This window comes from Ohtaekwangia sp. (genome assembly GCF_036568665.1).
GTDB lineage: Bacteria > Bacteroidota > Bacteroidia > Cytophagales > Cyclobacteriaceae > Ohtaekwangia.
Map to the genome: position 1 here is coordinate 1 of NZ_DATCSD010000012.1, position 18465 is coordinate 18465.

The 18465-nt window shown below is 45.1% G+C and carries 8 protein-coding genes; 1 reads left to right on the forward strand and 7 read right to left on the reverse strand.

What is annotated here, in order from left to right:
- The 5 genes from VIN08_RS00380 to VIN08_RS00400 form a co-directional block, all read right to left on the reverse strand.
- Positions 1-2230, reverse strand: a 2230-nt coding sequence (locus tag VIN08_RS00380) for a membrane or secreted protein (RefSeq protein WP_331958524.1), incomplete at its 3' end; no start/stop codon positions are given.
- 59 nt (positions 2231-2289) lie between these two features.
- On the reverse strand, positions 2290-3498 hold the full coding sequence (locus tag VIN08_RS00385) for a glycoside hydrolase family 53 protein (protein ID WP_331958527.1): 1209 nt from the start codon (positions 3496-3498) through the stop codon (positions 2290-2292).
- Between the two features lie 70 nt (positions 3499-3568).
- Positions 3569-4738, reverse strand: coding sequence for a glycoside hydrolase family 53 protein (locus VIN08_RS00390; protein WP_331958530.1), 1170 nt, complete (start codon positions 4736-4738; stop codon positions 3569-3571).
- A 110-nt stretch (positions 4739-4848) separates the two neighbouring features.
- The gene (locus tag VIN08_RS00395) at positions 4849-6348 is read right to left on the reverse strand and encodes a RagB/SusD family nutrient uptake outer membrane protein (RefSeq protein WP_331958533.1); all 1500 of its coding nucleotides are present in this window, start codon (positions 6346-6348) and stop codon (positions 4849-4851) included.
- Between the two features lie 11 nt (positions 6349-6359).
- Positions 6360-9467, reverse strand: a complete 3108-nt coding sequence (locus VIN08_RS00400) for a TonB-dependent receptor (protein ID WP_331958536.1) — start codon at positions 9465-9467, stop codon at positions 6360-6362.
- A 231-nt stretch (positions 9468-9698) separates the two neighbouring features.
- Between VIN08_RS00400 and VIN08_RS00405 the strand changes: the two genes are divergently transcribed.
- Positions 9699-13823, forward strand: coding sequence for a hybrid sensor histidine kinase/response regulator transcription factor (locus tag VIN08_RS00405; RefSeq protein ID WP_331958539.1), 4125 nt, complete (start codon positions 9699-9701; stop codon positions 13821-13823).
- Here the strand turns inward: VIN08_RS00405 and VIN08_RS00410 are convergent.
- Together VIN08_RS00410 and VIN08_RS00415 are read right to left on the reverse strand one after the other, a co-directional pair.
- Entirely contained in the window at positions 13771-17964 is a 4194-nt protein-coding gene (locus VIN08_RS00410; RefSeq protein ID WP_331958542.1) for a two-component regulator propeller domain-containing protein, read from the reverse strand. The two genes, VIN08_RS00405 and VIN08_RS00410, sit on opposite strands and share 53 nt — an antisense overlap.
- On the reverse strand, positions 17948-18460 hold the full coding sequence (locus VIN08_RS00415; protein ID WP_331958545.1) for a phosphoheptose isomerase: 513 nt from the start codon (positions 18458-18460) through the stop codon (positions 17948-17950). Before VIN08_RS00415 ends, VIN08_RS00410 begins: the two co-directional genes overlap by 17 nt.
- Positions 18461-18465 lie beyond the last annotated feature (5 nt).

Genomic DNA, 18465 nt, shown 5'->3' on the forward strand with positions numbered 1-18465 from the left:
GTGCAGCTATAGCGTTACCAAAAAAATAGCGCATCGAGTAATCATGCACGGCTTCGCCATTCTTGTTTTCAGGATCTGCGGTAAATAGTTTTTCTACATTTACCAGCAACTCAGATTTGCCCGGTGCATCCAATGGTACCACGGTAGATGATCGCAACCACGCACGTGACAAACCTCTCGCATCGGTGGCCGCATTGAAGAGATATACCGGTGCATCAGCAGAGCGCATGGGGACTATAAATGGCTCTCCATAAAAATCCCAATCACTTGGCTTACCTTCCGTGGCAGCAGTACCTGTGTAATATACCCCCTGATATTTAGCCGATATATAGTATCGCAGCATGCCACGCTTTAGAAATTTCTCCGGTAAGGTAATGCGATAGGTATATCCGCTCACGTGTTCCATCGGAAATACTTCCGGGCGCCATCCGGTTCCCCAGATACTTAGCTCGGCAGCCTGCAGTGGTTCTTTGGATACGATGGTTGCTTCCAGTGTTTGTGATATACCGGCAGCAAACTCCGTTGCAGGTTTGTGAAGAATATATACTTTATCGACACTGGTTGCCGGTGCTGCAAATTCATGGAGACTGATATTCTTCCAACGAGATTCTGCCGATATCTTCGTTGTTATATTCTTCTTGGTAAGAAGATAGGTGCCCGGTGATACCTGGAATGCTTTCCCTGTAGCAGATGCAGAAATCGTATTCCCTTCATTCAAGCCTTTTATACTATAATCATCACCGAGATCCGTTAATGATATAGCGATAGGCCAGGTGCGCCAGTTTACCACCGCTACTTTCTTCTTCGGACTTGTTTGTCCGAAGGGATCATTTACCCATACTGCGTCCGGCAATACTTCCAGTCGCCATACACCGGGTTCAACACGATCCAGAAAATATGCGCCTGTACCTTCATACTTTACTATCGATGAATTTCCCCACCCTGCTATCTCACGCAGTTTCTCCGGAGCAAGCGGTGCAGTGGTTGTGTTGTTGGTATAAAAGAATTTTTCTTCTGTAAGCATCTCGGCTAAATCCTGCTCATAGCTCACACGAAATTTATCAAATGTAGCGTTGGCCGGATAATGCCCGTAGTTTTTATAGAGCGGTATAGTATGAAATACCTCACCGGCTATCTTCAGGCTTAGCGCTTTCTGTGGCGCATATACCAGGTTCATATAGTGCGTGCCATACTCGGTGTTAACATCGGCCATATAGGTTGGGTCGTAGGCAAAATGCGTAGCGATCTGCATACCTGCCTCACGAAAGCTTCGTGCCATAGCCGGGTATATATAGGAGCGGCCAACATCGGCTGCATCAAATTCGTATACAAGCTTACCGATCTTCTTAAAACCCGGGTTGTTGGCAAATGGTATCGTATACAGATCTACATTCGGCAACAGGTTTCCGCCCAGCTCCTGCCCTGCTCCTAAACCGGTTGGGTACCATTGAAATGTACCACCTTGTATACCGGCTTTGAAATATGCATCTGCTAAATGTATACCATGACTGATGTTATAGAATATAGGTTTCCGGCAGCCCGTCTTCTGCATAGAAGAGCGCAGCCGCGAAATGAATGTTGTTACTTTCTCTGCAGCTTCTCCGTGGTGAGGTTCGTTGGATATTTCGAAGGCTATAATATCCGGATCATTTTTATAGGCTATACCGGTATAAGAATTCACGTGATTCAAGAACTGGTATAGATAATTCTCCTGTGCTTTAATGGCATCTTCATTTACCAGGCATGCATCTTTACCATACTTCGTAGAAAAGCCCGGTGTTCTTTCTTCCGGTTCCGGATAGCCGTTGGGCCAGTATGCTATAGGCGTGAGCATAAATTTCATACCGCGATCTTTCATCTTCTTCAACATATAGTCGAAGAGTTTGAGGTGCTCGTTATCGAGTAAATTCCCTACAGTGTCGCTGATCTCGCAGTCCCACACGTGAACTCGGTACAGATCAAATCCCAGTCGCGCAAAGTGGTATACATCCTGATCGATTGCTTTCTCCAGTGAAATATTTTTTCGTTTGGCGGTGCGGTATGCATGCGCAAAGGGTACAGTATAATTTACACCAAAGGCATGTACTTCTTCTTTGGTTTTTCCCCAACGCATAATGCCATCTTTATCAACATATACATCAGTGTTTTTCTGAGCAACACCCGGAAAGGCTACAGCTATTATCAGCAAAGCTGTTGCTGCTATATTTCTACTATTTATCAGATGCTTCATAATACTTCAATCTCACATTACATGCTACACCATAATAGCGTTATGTATACTTACGGTTATTAATATTTCTGTTTGGTGAAATCTATAGCGTCAATTGTGTTTCCATCAAAGTCGAAGAACGCGCAGTTCTCCCACGATGAGCCGGTGCCCCACGAGTCTTTCATCGAGGAGGTGATCCACGCTGGCTCCCAGTAAATCACACCTATACCTCCGCCATCAAGCACTTCCTGTGTAATCTTTCTGAGTATATCGGCTTGCCCCTGCCTGGTATAGGGAAAACCGGTAACAGGTGTTCCGCTTCCGAATTGGTTGTTATAGCCATCGTCTCCGTTCGGTGTCCACGGGTAAGCAGTTTCCAGGATCATTACCTGCTTGCTATATTTACTTCTGAACGATGCAATCTTATCCGAAAGCTGATCGGGTGATACAGTTGTATGCCACAGCGGATAAAACGAAAAACCAATCATATCAAAATTAGTTACTGCTCCCTGCGTGGTAATGTTATCGAACCACCACTCCACATTTTTAGGATCGGCAACGTGCAACAGTATTTTAGTCTTAACAGCAGATGTAGCCGTTACTTCTTTCACGGCAGCAATTGCTCCATTCAACACTGTGCCGAGTTGTTGCCACGCGCCATTGCATACATTACATGCCGGGAAGCCCTCAGGTGCATCGGTATAGAGCATGCCACAATTGGTTTCGTTACCCAACTGCACCAGCTCGGGCATAAGTCCTTTACCATCCAGATATAGCAGTGTTTTACGAGTATAATTAAAAACCGAATCGCGAAGTATATTTATATCGCGCACATCCTGCCAGGCAGCCGGGATCTTTTGATTCTGCGGATCGGCCCACGTATCTGAATAGTGGAAGTCGAGCAATACAGAAAGACCTTGTGCTTTGGCGAGCTTTATCGCTTTCTCTACATCATACAAGTCATTATATAATTGTGTTCCGTTGGCACCATATACTTCCTTCGTCCACGCGGGGTTATGCCACAGACGAAGACGCACCAGGTTTGTGCCATGATCTTTAAAGATGGTATAGGGATCTTTCACCACGCCTCCATCTTTATATATACCGTTATGATCCAGTATCTGGTTTACATACGAAAGGTCTGCCCCTAAATAAAAGCCGGTCAGATCGCGCCCCTTCTCTTCTTCCGGAGGATCTACTACAGTGTTATCTGTTTCATCTTCCTTGCAATGCGAGAAGGAGAACAAGCTCCACACCAACACCAGTAATACGAATTGCTTATGGTTCATATATTTTCTTTTCCTGCTATAATTCTTCTCTACTATATTTCACGATCTGACCTGCTATATATACCTGCTATCAATTAAAAGCACTGAAGCCCTGTAGTGCTTTCCAGTTAAAATCAAACAAGGTTGCATTCTCCCAGCTCGAACCATTCTCCCAGTTTGTGGCTGACGGTCCGTTATAGGCAGTCCAGTCTGGCTCCCAATATACTACCCCTATTCCGCGACTGCCCGGTATAGATTTTACCGTGGTCATGAGTTGTTCCAGAAATGCCTGTTGCCCTGCGGGTGTCAGCGGGTAACCGGATATCAAACTTCCAGAACCCAATACATTCGATGCCTGATCTGCATAACCGGTCGTCCACGGATAAGCAGTCTCTACTACTATACAGGTTTTGCTATACCACGAAGTGAGATTGTTCAACTGGTTATATGCATCGGAAAAACTTTTGCCATGCCACTCCGGGTACCACGAAAATCCCATGATGTCGTATTGTATACCGAATTTACTACAACGCCAGAAAAAATTATCAGCCCATATACCGGCATAGTGTAACATTACTTTGGTATTGGGGAATACAGCTTTTACTGCGTTGTATCCGGAGTTGATGGCGTATTCAAAACTGTTGTCCCAGTTGGTATCGCTATCGGCAGAGACTTTGAACGTAGGCCAGAGAAATCCCTGGTTGATCTCGTTACCGATCTGCACAATGGCAGGTGTAGTGCTTTGGTTCTTCAACTGCGTCATCACGTCTGTGGTATACGACCATATTTTATCAATGAGCTGTTGTTGCGTAAGGCTACTCCAGGCAGCGGGCTTGGTCTGTGTTCCCGGATCGGCCCACGTATCGGAGTAATGCAAGGTAAGCATGAACTGCATACCCTTCGCTACGATTTTTTTGGCTTGTTCCTTTACCGCTGCCAGGCTACATTCCTGGTGACTTGCATCGGGATTTACCCACAAGCGAAGTCGTACTAAATTTACATTGGAACTCTTCGCTATATCAAACAACGTTCCGGCTGTTCCGTTGGCATAGTAAAATTTACCGCCACGTTGTGTTTCGATCTTATAGGCATACGACAAATCCATTCCGCGATACGTAAGTCCGCTGGCGCGGGCATTAGCAGATGCTGCTATATTGTCGTCATGCTTCACATTCCCTTCCTCTACGACAATCTCCTGTTGGCAACCTGTCCACAGCAAACATACGAGTGCTATAAACAATCGTGTAACGTTTTTTTTCATGTCTGGTAGTAGTTGAATTTGAAATGATTATTTAAAGAACAGGTATGAGGAAGTCGATCGTTACTTCCATCATACCTGCTAAGAGATCAATGCATATATACTTTCAAGGGTTAGTTGGTATAGCCATCATTTTGTGCGATGATATTCTTTCCTTCTATAATAACAGCACTGGGTATAGGGAACAGCACCTGGTATTCTTTGGCATCTTTACCACGTGCTTTGGCACCGGATATAAATTTACCATGACGAATCAGGTCTTGTCTGCGTGTTCCTTCTGCAAAGAGTTCGCGGCCGCGTTCATCCAGTATAGCATCGCGAAACTCATCGGCCGTCATGTTTTCAAAATCAGCCACGTTGCTTCGTGCGCGTACAGCATTTACATACTGGTATGCTTCCGCGGGGCCGCGCAGTTCATTGATCGCTTCGGCTACTGACAGATATACTTCCGCCAGGCGGAATACCACTACATCTATAGCATAGCCCGGACCATCGCCCGTGAAGGAAGTATATTTCAATGGCAGCGGACCTTTCCACCACGATGCTGAACGATCTACTGTGCCCCAATCGGCTGTATACGAATCAATGATCACACTCTTGCGTTCGTCATCGGCTTCAAACTTATCGTAGAAACTCCACGGCATGTTATAGCCGCTCCAGCCACCAACCTTGCGCACAATATCTCCTGCTTGACGGAAATCGGAAGGCAACACTTCCTGTATATAAAAGTTAGGCGATGCATCGCTTGCCGGCACTGCATATATAATCTCATCGTTGCCTTTCTTGCGGAACACATCGGCATAATTATCCTGCAGCACATAGCCCATGGTGAGTATTTCTTTTCCTATAGTCTCCGCTTTGGCCCATTGCTTGGTGTGCATATATAGTTTGAGCAACAACATACGCGCTACACCTTTTGATACACGTCCCCAGTCGCTGGCGCTGCCGTTATACTTGTCCGTCAGATCAGGTATAGCTTCTGTCAGGTCTGTTTCCATCTGCGCTACATATTCGGCATCGCTCGGGCGCGGTAGTATCTCTGTATCATTCAATGTAGCCGGATCAAGTTTTACATTTACCGGTCCGAAGAAATCGTAGAGTATATACATGAGCCAAGCACGCATCACTTTTGCTTCGGCTACATATTTATTGCGAATGGTTTCGCTTACGCCTGTTGCATTGCTGATCTTGTTGATCACATCGGTAGCACGTGCCACATAACGGATCTTATAGTATACCGTTTCGTTTGTGCCTGACCACGTAGAAGGCCCGAAGGTAAAGTTCTCCAGGTTTGGGTCCCATCCGTTCACTACCTCATCCGTTGTAAGAATGCTGCGCATGAGGTATGTTTTGTTATCAGCATTATAGAGCGAATTATACCACGTGCCATCGCCCGGGTCCGTCATGCCCCAGTTGGTTGAGAACGGACTATATAATGCTACTACGGCTACATTAAAGTCGGCTTCTGTTTTAAAGAAGTTTTCAGGGCTCACCTGTGTATATACTTTTGTTTCGAGTGCATCGTCACATCCGGTGAGCGGAGCCAGCGTAACGGCCAGCGCCACAAGCGCACCCCATGCAGATCGTCTGCTATATCGATGAATATTTTTCATGATCATGCTGTTTAGAATTTAACATTTACACCAAAGGTTGTAGATAATGCCTGCGGATACGGGTTTACTTCCGTATACTCAGGATCGTATCCTTTGTAGTTGGTGAACACGGCTACGTTCTGTACGTCTACAAATAATCTGGCGGATTGAATAAATTTCTTTGCGCCCCAGATCTTATCAGGCAAGCGATAGCCCAGTGTAATATTCTTCAGGCGCACAAAACTTGCTTTCTGCAAATAGAAATCATGCGTGCCGGTGGGGTTATTACCGCTATAGGGATTGCTGGCTATACCGGGCAATGAACCATTGGTATTATCAGCCGTCCAGATGTTCTTTACATCGCGCAGTGTATTTTGCGAGTTGCTGTTTGCTATACGCAGCGGATCGTAGAAGCCGGAGTAATTATTAAAGGATGATTGACCGAGAAATCCGTAGAAGAAAAAGTTCAGATCAAAGTTCTTATACGAAAAGGTGTTACCGAAACCTATATTCCACTTGGGACTGCTGTTGCCCAGCATTACTACATCTTTACTGTTAAGCTGGCCATCGCCATTGGTATCTACATACTTGATGTTACCGGGTTTTGCACCCGCCATATAGTCTGGCACATCGGAAGCGCTCTTGATGATGCCATCCGTTCTCCAGCCATATATAGCATTGATCGGATCGTGTGTGCCTATATATTCCGGCAAGGCAACCTGCGGATTGCGTTCTACCCAATACGCTTTGAAGGTGGAAAGGTTTACGGTTGTGTTCCAGCGGAATGAACCGTTATCGATATTGCGAGACATCAACGAGAGTTCAACACCACGGCTGCGCGTAGACCCTACGTTGGCTGCCACTTGCCCATCGGCATTGTTGGAAGGAAGCTTGTTAAAGTCAAGCAGATCTTTTGCAGTGCGTTGATATACTTCGAGTGAACCGGTTAAACGATCGGCCCACAAACCAAAATCAAGACCTACGTTGATCATCACATCGGTCTCCCACGTGAGATTCTGGTTACCCACCTGTGACAAGGTTACTCCATTATAGTATGTGCTTCCGATGAGGTAGTAGAAACCGGATTCGTACAGATCCAATGCATTGGTAGGAGAAATGCGATCGTTACCTACTGTACCATAACCGGCACGCAGTTTCATATCCGACACAAGTGCCGAGTTCTTTAAGAAATCTTCCTGATTAATGCGCCATGCAGCAGATATACCGGGGAAGAATCCATATTTATCTTTCGGGAATGTACTTGATCCATCACGTCTTCCGGTGAAGGTAACTATATATTTATCCATCAATGAATAATTCGCGCGGAAGAACTGCGAGATCTTGGTAGCATTTGGTGAGCGATAGGAATTTACAAAGGCCTTCTCTTTGTTCGCTCCTATACCTACGTTGTTATAGGATAATGCATCGGTAAAGAAATCCACCGCCTGTAAACTGAACGACTCCTGTATACTGGTATAATAACCGGCACCGGCTACCAGCGATAAATTACCCGGGCCAACTTTCTTATCGTAGGTCAGGTAGGTCTCTGTAGTATAGTTCCCCAAACTGCCTGATCCTAATTGCGCCATGCCTTGTGGCAACTGTGCATTTTGTACTGCGCGTGGCAAATAGAAATTACGGGTAGATGATTGCTTATCTATACCCACCACTACATTGGCACGTAAAGCTTTTGATATTTTTACCTCTAATGTTGGTGAAGCAATTACGCGATTGGTGCGTGTCTTGTCTTTTATCAGCAGAAATGCTGCCGGGTTGGTAATGAGCGGATCGAATGTACGGGTATAGTTTCCGTTCTCATCATATACTCCTACAGTTGGCGAGAAAGCATACGCAGATTGCAACATGTTATACTTTTCTACACCACCGGCATTGGCACCAGACGATGCATTGTTGTTGTTGATCTGACTCAGTGTAAGATTCAATCCGAATTTTACACGACCACCTAATTTCTGTTCCAGGTTTACGCGCCCGGTATAGCGCACGAAATCTGAATTTTCGAGAACAGCTTTGTTGTTATAGTAATTGAATGAAGTATATAGTTTTGTTTTTTCCGTTCCACCCGAAAGTGAAATGTTGTGTTCCTGTATACTTCCCTTGCGCGTTACCTGGTCAAGCCAGTCGGTGCCCACACCTGCCTGTTGAATTTGCGCATCGGTAAATTTAGGAGAGAATGCACCTACCGATGACGGATCTGTATTACCATAGGGAGCAATACCATTATCGTATAGATATTTATCTTTTGCCAGGCGGTTCTGCTGTTGCATAAACTCGGTAGCATTCATCAGGTCGTAATATTTTTTGATCGACTGCACAGTATAGCTTCCTCTGTATTCTGTAGTAACAGCACCGGCTTTTCCTTTTTTGGTAGTGATCAATACCACACCGTTAGCTGCTGCAGATCCATATATAGCCGTAGCACTGGCATCTTTCAATATATCGATCGACTCTATATCGGAAGGATTTATACTGTTGAGCGGGTTGCGATCAACGCCACCATAATAACCGAGGTCGCTGTCAGTAAGCGAAGGTTCAGATGAACCATTGTTGAGCACAGGTACACCATCGATAACATAGAGCGGTGTATTGTTACCATTCGGAGATATAGCACCACGAATATTTACCGATAGTCCGCCACCGGGTTGTGCACTGCGTTGTGTCAGGTTCAATCCTGCTGCGCGGCCTTGCAATAAATTATCGATAGATGTGTTGGCAACCTGCGGAAGGTCTGCTGTTTTTACAGACGATACAGCACCCGATATATCTTCTCTGCGTTGTGTACCGTAACCTACCACGACAACTTCGCTCAATGTCTGGATGTCGGGCATCAGTCGAATGTCTATAGCAGTCTGGTTGTTGATAGCAATTTCTTCCGACAGGTATCCTATAAATGAGAAGATCAATATACCGGAAGCATTTTCGGTTGCCGGAATGCTGAGCGAGTAGGCTCCGGACTGATCGGTAACAGTACCGAGGCTTGTTCCTTTCAGCAGAACATTTACACCGGGAAGCTCGCTTCCGTTTTCATCGGTAACCTTTCCATTGATAACCTTCTGCTGGGCCTGGAGGCCGTAGCAGACAGTCATCAGCACGGTGATAATAAGGAGTAGTTTTCGTATCATAAGTTAGATGGTTTTAAGTTTCATCAACCGTTTGCAAGGTATCTTCAAACGATTGCAACGATTACCACAAATCATACAGGAATCGACAAAAAACCAACCACCCGTCTTGAGAATCCTTCTTTTTGCACGATTTTTCAATCATCCACGGATGCGCTACCCGCCCGATTCAAAAATCGATTGCATAACTTTTAAAATGTAGCGTACTTCCCTATCGTAAAAGCATCTTTGTCAGTGGCCTCCCCTTTTAAACATCTCGCAAAGTTTCTGTACCTCTGCCTTCTCGCTGCGGTATATCAAAACTCCTTTGCCGACTCTCCATTTTTTTCTACGCTCTCGGTGCGCGATGGATTACCCTCCAACATCATCAGTGGTGTAGCGCAAGACCAGCATAACTTTATGTGGATCGGCACCGCGAATGGTGTTTGCCGGTATGATGGCTATCGCTTTATCACGTTTAAAAAAGGAGAAGGCATCAACACACTTTCCGCTAATGAAGTGAGCTCAATGGTGGTGGAAGGCGATTACCTGTGGGTGGGCACGTGGAAAGGTTTGTGCAAGATCAATACATCGACCTTCGAAGTAACACGCATCGATCTCGGAAAGAATATAGTAGTACGAACACTCTATAAAGGATCCAACGGTATACTTTGGGTGGGCACCGCTGCGGGACTGGTGCGCTATATATTGGCAGATGGAACATATACTATATATACAGCACAAACCAATCATCTCAGTCATAATACCGTGCGCTCTATATATGAAGATGCCCGCGGTAATTTATGGGTGGGCACATACGACAAGCTGAACAAACTGGCGCGCGGCAAACAGCACTTCACTACGTTCGATCTGAAGGGTAACTATAAACCGGAGCTGAAGAACAACCTGATCTGTGGGGATATAAAACCGGCTTCATCTGCATCCGACTCTTTATTATGGATCGGTACAGAAACAGGTTTATGTTTATTCAACACCTATACTTACCAGGTTGAACACTTCACCGAAAAACAAATACCCTTCAGCAACGAAGTAATTAAATGTATATATCCGGACGACCGCGGTAATTTATGGCTGGGCACTGACTTTGGACTGAACGTATTCAATCCGAAAACAAAAACCAATACAGCATACTTCCATCATCCGCAGCAATCATATTCCATTGCTAATAATGTGATCTGGCAGATCTTTGAAGATAGTGGTGGTGTGATCTGGTTTGTTACTTCCAATGGGTTAAGCAGGCTCAACAAGTTTCGTAATTTTTATACTTACCACGAAGTATCGTATCCCATCAACAACCAGACGATTGGCAACCAGGTAAAGGCTGTACTGGTAACACGCAAAGGAATTTTATGGCTCGCTACTCTGCATGGTGTTATTCGTTTTGACCCGGTACATAATACGCGTAAAATATTTGAGAGTGGCTCACCGGAAAATAATCGCATACAACTCAACAATGCGTTTGCATTGGAAGAAGACGACTATGGTCGTATCTGGATCGGCACGGCAGGTGGTATAAATATCTGGGACGAAGCCAAACAGAAGATGCACGCCATTAGCGCGAATGCTACCAACGGACTTACCTCTAATTATATAGCGCGCTTTACCAAAGGCACCGATGGTTCATTTTGGGTAAGTGCCTGGGAAGGCGGACTGTTTAAGGTGGTAGGCAACTTGCAGGAATTATCTTCTATACATTTTGAACTGGCAGGTGATTTTGGTTCTTCTAAAAATGTAAGCGGGGCCAATGCTATATGGGCTACACAATATTCGGAGCTCTTTCGCATTGATCTGTCATCGCACAAGAATACGAGTATAGAAGCCTTTAATATAGCGTGTGGTAAACGGGATGTTAACTGTTTATACTTTTCGCGCAGGGGAAGTTTGTGGGCCGGTGTTGCCAACGGGTTGATCGAGTATAAACCTCAGACAGATGCCGCTGTTTTTTACCCGGTAACTACGGGTAACGATATTACGCTCGCCAGCATCACCGAAGACCGCGATGGAAATATATGGTGCGCGGCCAGCAACTTCATTCTGAAATTTACTGTGCCGGATCACCAGGTTGAAATATTTCCGCTGGAGAAAGATATACCCCTGAAGAGTTTCTTTGATGGCTGCGTTACCAACACTCCGGAAGGTGACGTAATCTTTGGTGGCGACAATGGCTATATTACGCTATCGCCCGCAGTAAAGCCGAATACATTTAAACCGCATGTATATATCACGGCTCTCGAGATTAACAACAAAATGGTGCATACCAAAGAAGAGATCAATGGCAAAGCTTTGCTGCAAAACGACATATCGGTTACCAACGACCTCACACTTGATTATGCCCAGCGATCTATAGCTTTTGAATTTTCGTCCTTGCACTATTGGCAACCGTCCAGCAATGTATATGCTTATAAGCTGGATGGATTTGATCAGGACTGGAATTACGTTTCAGGGCTCAAGAATTTTGCTGTATACTCCAACCTCTCTCCCGGTAATTATACGCTTACCGTAAAGGGCACCAACAATTATGGTATATGGAGCGACCAGGTAGCAACGATCCGGATACGCGTAAAGCCTCCGTTGTTTCTTAGCAATGGTTTTATAGGTCTATATATAGTCATCATTATAGCGGTCATTATTATTTCGCTGCGTACGTATACTGCGCGCCTTCACTTGCGCAATGAACTTACCATTACGCGCATGGAGAAAGTGCATGCAGAAGAAATTGTGCAAACCAAGCAGCAATTCTTTGCCAACATCTCGCACGAGCTGCGCACACCGATCAGCCTGATATTGCCACCGATACAACAACTGCTGAAGCGACAAGATATACCGGACGAAAACAAGCGGCTGCTTACATTGGCGGAGAAAAACTCACAGCGACTATTACGCGTAGTAAACCAGATTCTTGATTTCAGAAAGCTGGAAAATGATAGTCTGCAACTGAAGATCACATCGTTTGACCTGGTCGGCTTCTGTCAGGAATTATACTCGCTGTTTACCGATAAAGCCAATCGGAAAGATATACACTTCACTTTCCATGCCGGTATAGAAGAATGTTTAGTATGGGCCGATACAGAAAAGATAGAGACTATACTTTTCAATTTGTTATCCAACGCATTCAAGTTTACTCCGAAGGGTGGGCATGTAGATCTTACCATAGAACTGCTGGGCAAACACGATGCGTATGCACAAGGTGCCATTGAAGTAAAAGTAACGGATACTGGTATAGGTATGTCGCAGGAAGAACAAGTGCGTGTATTCGAGCGTTTTTACCAGACCGATGCTGCACAGAAAATGGAAGCCGGCTCCGGTATAGGGCTCACCCTTGTAGCGGAGTATGCCAAGCTGCATCATGGCGAGATACAAGTGCAGAGTGTTGTTGGCCATGGTACATGTTTTACCCTGATACTTCCTTTAGGTTCACAACACTTCCCGCTGGAAGCAACCGAACATGCCGAAGTAAAATTAGTCGCTACCAAATCGCAGGCAACCGAAGAAGATTCAAAAGTATACCGCTACGGATTGGACACAGGCAAACCACTGGTGCTGATCATTGAAGACAACATCGATATTATTGAATTTATACAGGTAAGTCTCAAACATAAATATCATTTCATTACCGCACAGAACGGAGAAGAGGGTTTAACCAAAGCCAATAATTTTTTACCCGATATTATTATCAGTGATATTATGATGCCGGTAATGGATGGCCTCGCGATGTGCAAGCAGATCAAAAGCAACCCGAAGACTAGTCATATATCCATCGTTATTCTTACAGCCAAAGGACTCACCTCGCAGCAGATAGAAGGCCTGAGTATAGGAGCCGATATATATCTTACCAAACCCTTTGAGATTGAATTACTCGAAGCACACATCGATCATTTACTGAAACGCAAAAAAGAACTGGCCGATTACTTCCGCCACGAACTCATTGTGCAACCCTCAGCAGCCGCTACTGGCGAAAATGTAGATGACAAGTTTATCAAGAAGGTAATGAGTATCATCGAAGCCAACATTGCCAACCCCGATCTAAGTGTAGAGATGCTGAGCGATGAAGTGGGCATGAGTTCCACACATCTGTACCGTAAACTGAAAGCTACTACACAACTTTCTCCGAATGACATTATCCGGAAATACAGGATCAAAAAAGCATCATTACTGCTGGGTAATAAAGAAGGAAATATATCGGAGATCATGTATGCCGTAGGCTTCTCGAATCTCTCTTATTTCTCTAAATGTTTCAGGGCCGAGTTTGGTGTAACGCCAAAAGAGTATCAGCAGAAAACATACAAGAGTACAGAGATCGATCCGGCTACTCCGCCTGAAAATCTCCATTCGGCTTCTGCGCAAACTCCGAAGGAGTAACTCCGAATAATTTCTTGAAGCACTCGCGGAAATATTTCAGATCGCTGAAGCCTACTTCGTACGTAACTTCGGCTATGGTAAGTTGATTTTGTTCAAGCAATTGTGCTGCACGCTTCAGGCGGATCATGCGGATAAATTCATTGGCCGACTGCCCGGTGATAGCTTTGAGCTTCCTGTATAATTGCGTGCGACTCATGCCTACATCTTTGCCGAGATCATCTACCGCATAATCGGGATTGCTCATGTTTTTTTCTATACTCTCCAACGCCTGCTGCACAAACAATTCATCAGCCGAAGTAAGCGTTACGCGCTTGGGCTCGATGTTGAGTGTTTCGCGATCGAGGAACATCTCGCGCATACGCTCACGCATGCGCACGAGATTGCGCACTTTGAGTTGCAGCACCTTCGGATTGAAAGGCTTCGTTACATAATCATCTGCCCCGGTTTCGAGTCCTTCTACTTTAAAGATCAACGATGTTCGCGCGGTTAGCAGAATTACCGGTATATGCGAAGTGCGTACATTCGATTTGAGCTGTGTGCAAAGCGTAATGCCATCCATTACCGGCATCATCACATCGCTGATAATTACATCGGGCATTTCTTCGAGCGCTACCTCCATTCCTTCTTTTCCTTCAGAAGCCTGCAGCACGCGATAGCTTCCTTCAAAAACAGATTTGATATAGGCCCGCACTTCATCATTATCTTCCACCACCAGTAACTTCGGAAGATCACGCACATTTTCGAGTGGTATATCCGCCTCTTTCTCCGGTATATATATAGGCTCCTGCTGCAGCGAAGGATAGCGATCCATACTCTCAATGTCGCGCGATACAAGCGATCGCTCCGAAGCATCGAAGTGCGATGCGCCTTTCAGCAGTGTTACTGTAAAGCGGGTAAATGCATTTACTTCGCTTTGCACGGTAAGATCACCGTGATGCATATCCACCAGGCTCTTTGCCAACGCCAGCCCTATACCTGTTCCCGTATGGTGTTTATCTTCATCATAACTGAAGAAGGTTTGAAATATACTTTCAAAGTGCTCCGGTTTTATACCCTTGCCGGTGTCTTCCACCACGATCGCTATACTCTCTGTGCTTTCAATTACCTGGATGGTAATTTTTCCGCCCTCGGGTGTATGTTTGAATGCGTTGGCCAATAAATTAAACATGATCTTCTCAAACTGATCGCGATCAAACCACACGTTGATAATGTTGGATGAAGCATAGAGCGAGAAATCTATCTTTAACTGTTCAGCCAGCGTATCAAATGATAGTTTTACTTCTTTGATAAACTTGACAATGTTTCCTTCCGATACTTCAAGGTTCAGATTACCCGACTCTGCCTTGCGAAAGTCCAGCAACTGGTTGACCAGGCGCAACAGGCGTTGTGCGTTATTATGTATACTCAACAGCTGGCCACGCGCTTCTTTATCGCTCTCACCTTTATCGAGCAGGCTCTGCGATGGTCCCAGTATAAGTGTAAGAGGTGTTTTAAATTCGTGCGAGATGTTGGTAAAGAACTGGAGCTTTGCCTGGTTAAGCTTCTCCATATTTTCGCGCTGCAAACGCTCTACCTTCAGGTCGTGTTTAAAGTTCGCGCGCATCAGCACCAGTGTTCTGAACAAATGCAGCAACAGCAGGGCACTGATAATATATACTATACGCGCCCACAGTGTTTTCCACCACGGTGGATGGATAACAATTTTCAGCGCGGTTACCGGCCCGTTCCAAACGCCTTCGCTGTTGGCAGCTTTGACTTTAAATGTATACTCTCCGCCATTCAGGTTGGTATAGGTGGCATAGCGCCTGGTGGCATTGGTATAATTCCAGTCTTTATCAAAGCCCTCGAGCATATAGGCGTACAACGTTTTTTCAGGTGCAGCATAATCGAGTGCTGTAAACTCAAATGATATAGCATTTTCGCTGTGCTTCACTTCAACCTGGTCCATGGCCGAGAGCGGCTTGTTCAAAATCACGCGGCCGTCAAACTCACCTCCTACCGGCACATACTTGTTGAATATCTGAAAATCGTTGATTACTACTTTCGGTGTGTTGGGGTTTACTACCGTTACGGCCGGATCAATGATGTTAAATCCCTCCGAGCCACCAAACAGCAACTGCCCTTTCTCATCTTTATAGCTTACGTTGTTGTAGTAGAAGCCACCCTGTATGCGATCGTGATGATCGTAATGCTTTATATAGTTAGCGTCTGATGGATCGATTACCGTTATGCCATCGCCATGTGCAAGCCAGAGTTTACCGCTCTCATCTTCCTGTATACTTACTATTACTTCATTGCTGGGGCCTTCCTCAATCTTGATATGCGTAAACTCTTCTGTTCTCCTGTCGAATGAATAAAGCCCTCCCTCTGTACCAATCCAGAGTAAACCTGCATGATCCTCATATACTATGTTGATAAAATTATTGGTGAGCATACCTGGCGCATCATCATCTTTACTATAGAATTGATGGATATCGAGTTTATCAGCTTTTGGTTTAATACGGTATAGTCCGTTGCCGCGCGTTCCTACCCACAACGTTCCGGTGCGGTCTGCATGGATTACTACCAACGGTGCTACACGCAACAGCTCATCATTATATACTGTCACCTTTCCATCGGGCGTAATTTTATTCAAGCCGCCACTCCACGTACCAGCCCATATATTTCCGGCATTGTCTTCCGACAACGACATGATATAGTCGTTGTTATACGCAGTCAGGTTACGCGTGCTGAAATGTTCAAAGCGTTTTACAATACCATTGGCCGTTACATCGCGTTGATGAAAACGATATATACCTGCTCCGGCTGTGCCTAACCACACGTGACCTCTGGTATCAGTATATAATACCTGTATAAAATTTACAAAGTCATTATCATGTTGATCGGGTATACGAACACGTTGAAATGTTTTGCCTTTCAATTTATATAGTCCACCGCCAATGGTAGCAATCCAGTAGCCGTGATCATTCGCGCTGCGTATACCAGTAATTATATTCTTCCCCTTATCAAAGGTGCGTGTTTCATACGCTTCAAAATCGTGGGAATAACTATCAAATTTATTCAGTCCTTTCTTCGTGCCTACCCACAGCACACCACCGCGATCTACATATAGCGCAGTAACTGTACTGTGCGAGAGATTCAATTGCTGATCATTATCATCGAACGAATGGGTATATTCATTTTTCAGCGGATCGAAGAAACTCAATCCCTTTTCTGAGCCGGTTATGATATAGGGCCGTTCTCCTTTTACAACGCACATTGCGCGGAAGAAGCTATAGCTTGGAGGTTTACCCGGAATAGCATAATTGTGAATAACACCATTCTGCAGACTCTTCAACCCTTTTATAGTACAAAACCAGATAGTTGATTTTCCATCAATGGCGAGTTCATCAATTTTATAGATATAGTTCTGATGATACTGGTTTGCCTGATCTTGCGTATACCGGTATTGGCGGAAAGTATAAGTGCGTTCGCCCTGAGTAAGTACCTTGTTCAGTCCGTTTGCTGTACCTATCCATAGTTCATTGTGAGAAGAGAGGTATATATCAGTAATGATGTCGCTGGATATAGCGGTCGTATCCATCGGATCATAGTGGAACGATGCAAATGTTTTTTTCTGCGGATCAAAAACATTCAAGCCATTTTCTGTGCCCACCCATAAATTACCGCGCAGGTCTTCGCGTATGCATATCACATTGTCGTTACTGAGGCTGCTGGTATCGCCAGCGTTGTGCTGAAAGTGCAGAAAGGAATTTGTATTCTTATCATAGCGGAACAAACCGCCCATGTGTGTACCAATCCAAAGATAGCCGAGGCGATCTTCATAGATGGTAGCAATCTTGTTACTCTTGATCTTGTCAGGAGCATTATCAGCGTGGTATATAACGGTGGAGTATCCATCATAACGGATCAACCCCGACCAAGTGCCGATCCATAAAAATCCTTCACGATCCTGCAGTATACAATTGATGGATGTTTGTGAGAGACCGAGTTTCTCCGGAAGCTGATCGAAGATGATCTCTTTTTGAGGAAGTGCAGCAGGCTGGGCTCCTGCTATTCTTATCAGAAAGAAAAGAATAATTACCAGGAGCCCATATCGTTGCTGCGTAGTATACATATATAGTTTATCTGCCGAAGTCATCCTGCACGCGCACGATGTCATCCTCATCAGATGGATGCGCGGCATCGGTATGTTGCCAGATCTCCGAGATCATGCCCCAGCCTTTCAGTCCTACGAGGCGGTGACGCTGACCACAGTTGAGGCGAATGATCTCTCCTATAGCAAGTGATTTCAACGGACCTTCTTTGTCAGTCTCGCTGATAATAACACCTGCTTCACCGGCTACAAGTTTCCATATCTCAGCACGCCTGTGATGGTATTGCCACGAGAGACGTTTGTCTGGCTGCACCATTAATATTTTCGGACTCAGCTTTTCGCTGATCTTCAAATCATTTATTTCTATACCCGGAAAGAACTGACTGGCAAATTGCTTTGCCTGTGATTCGTCTATCACAAAGAAGCCTCCCCAGGGGCGCTCAAAATCTTTGGCTACTACTTTTAATCCCAGTTCATCGAGGTATGCCTGTACCTTGCTGAAAGTTTGTTGTTTGGAGTCGGTGTTTGAAAAAGTTATCATTTGAA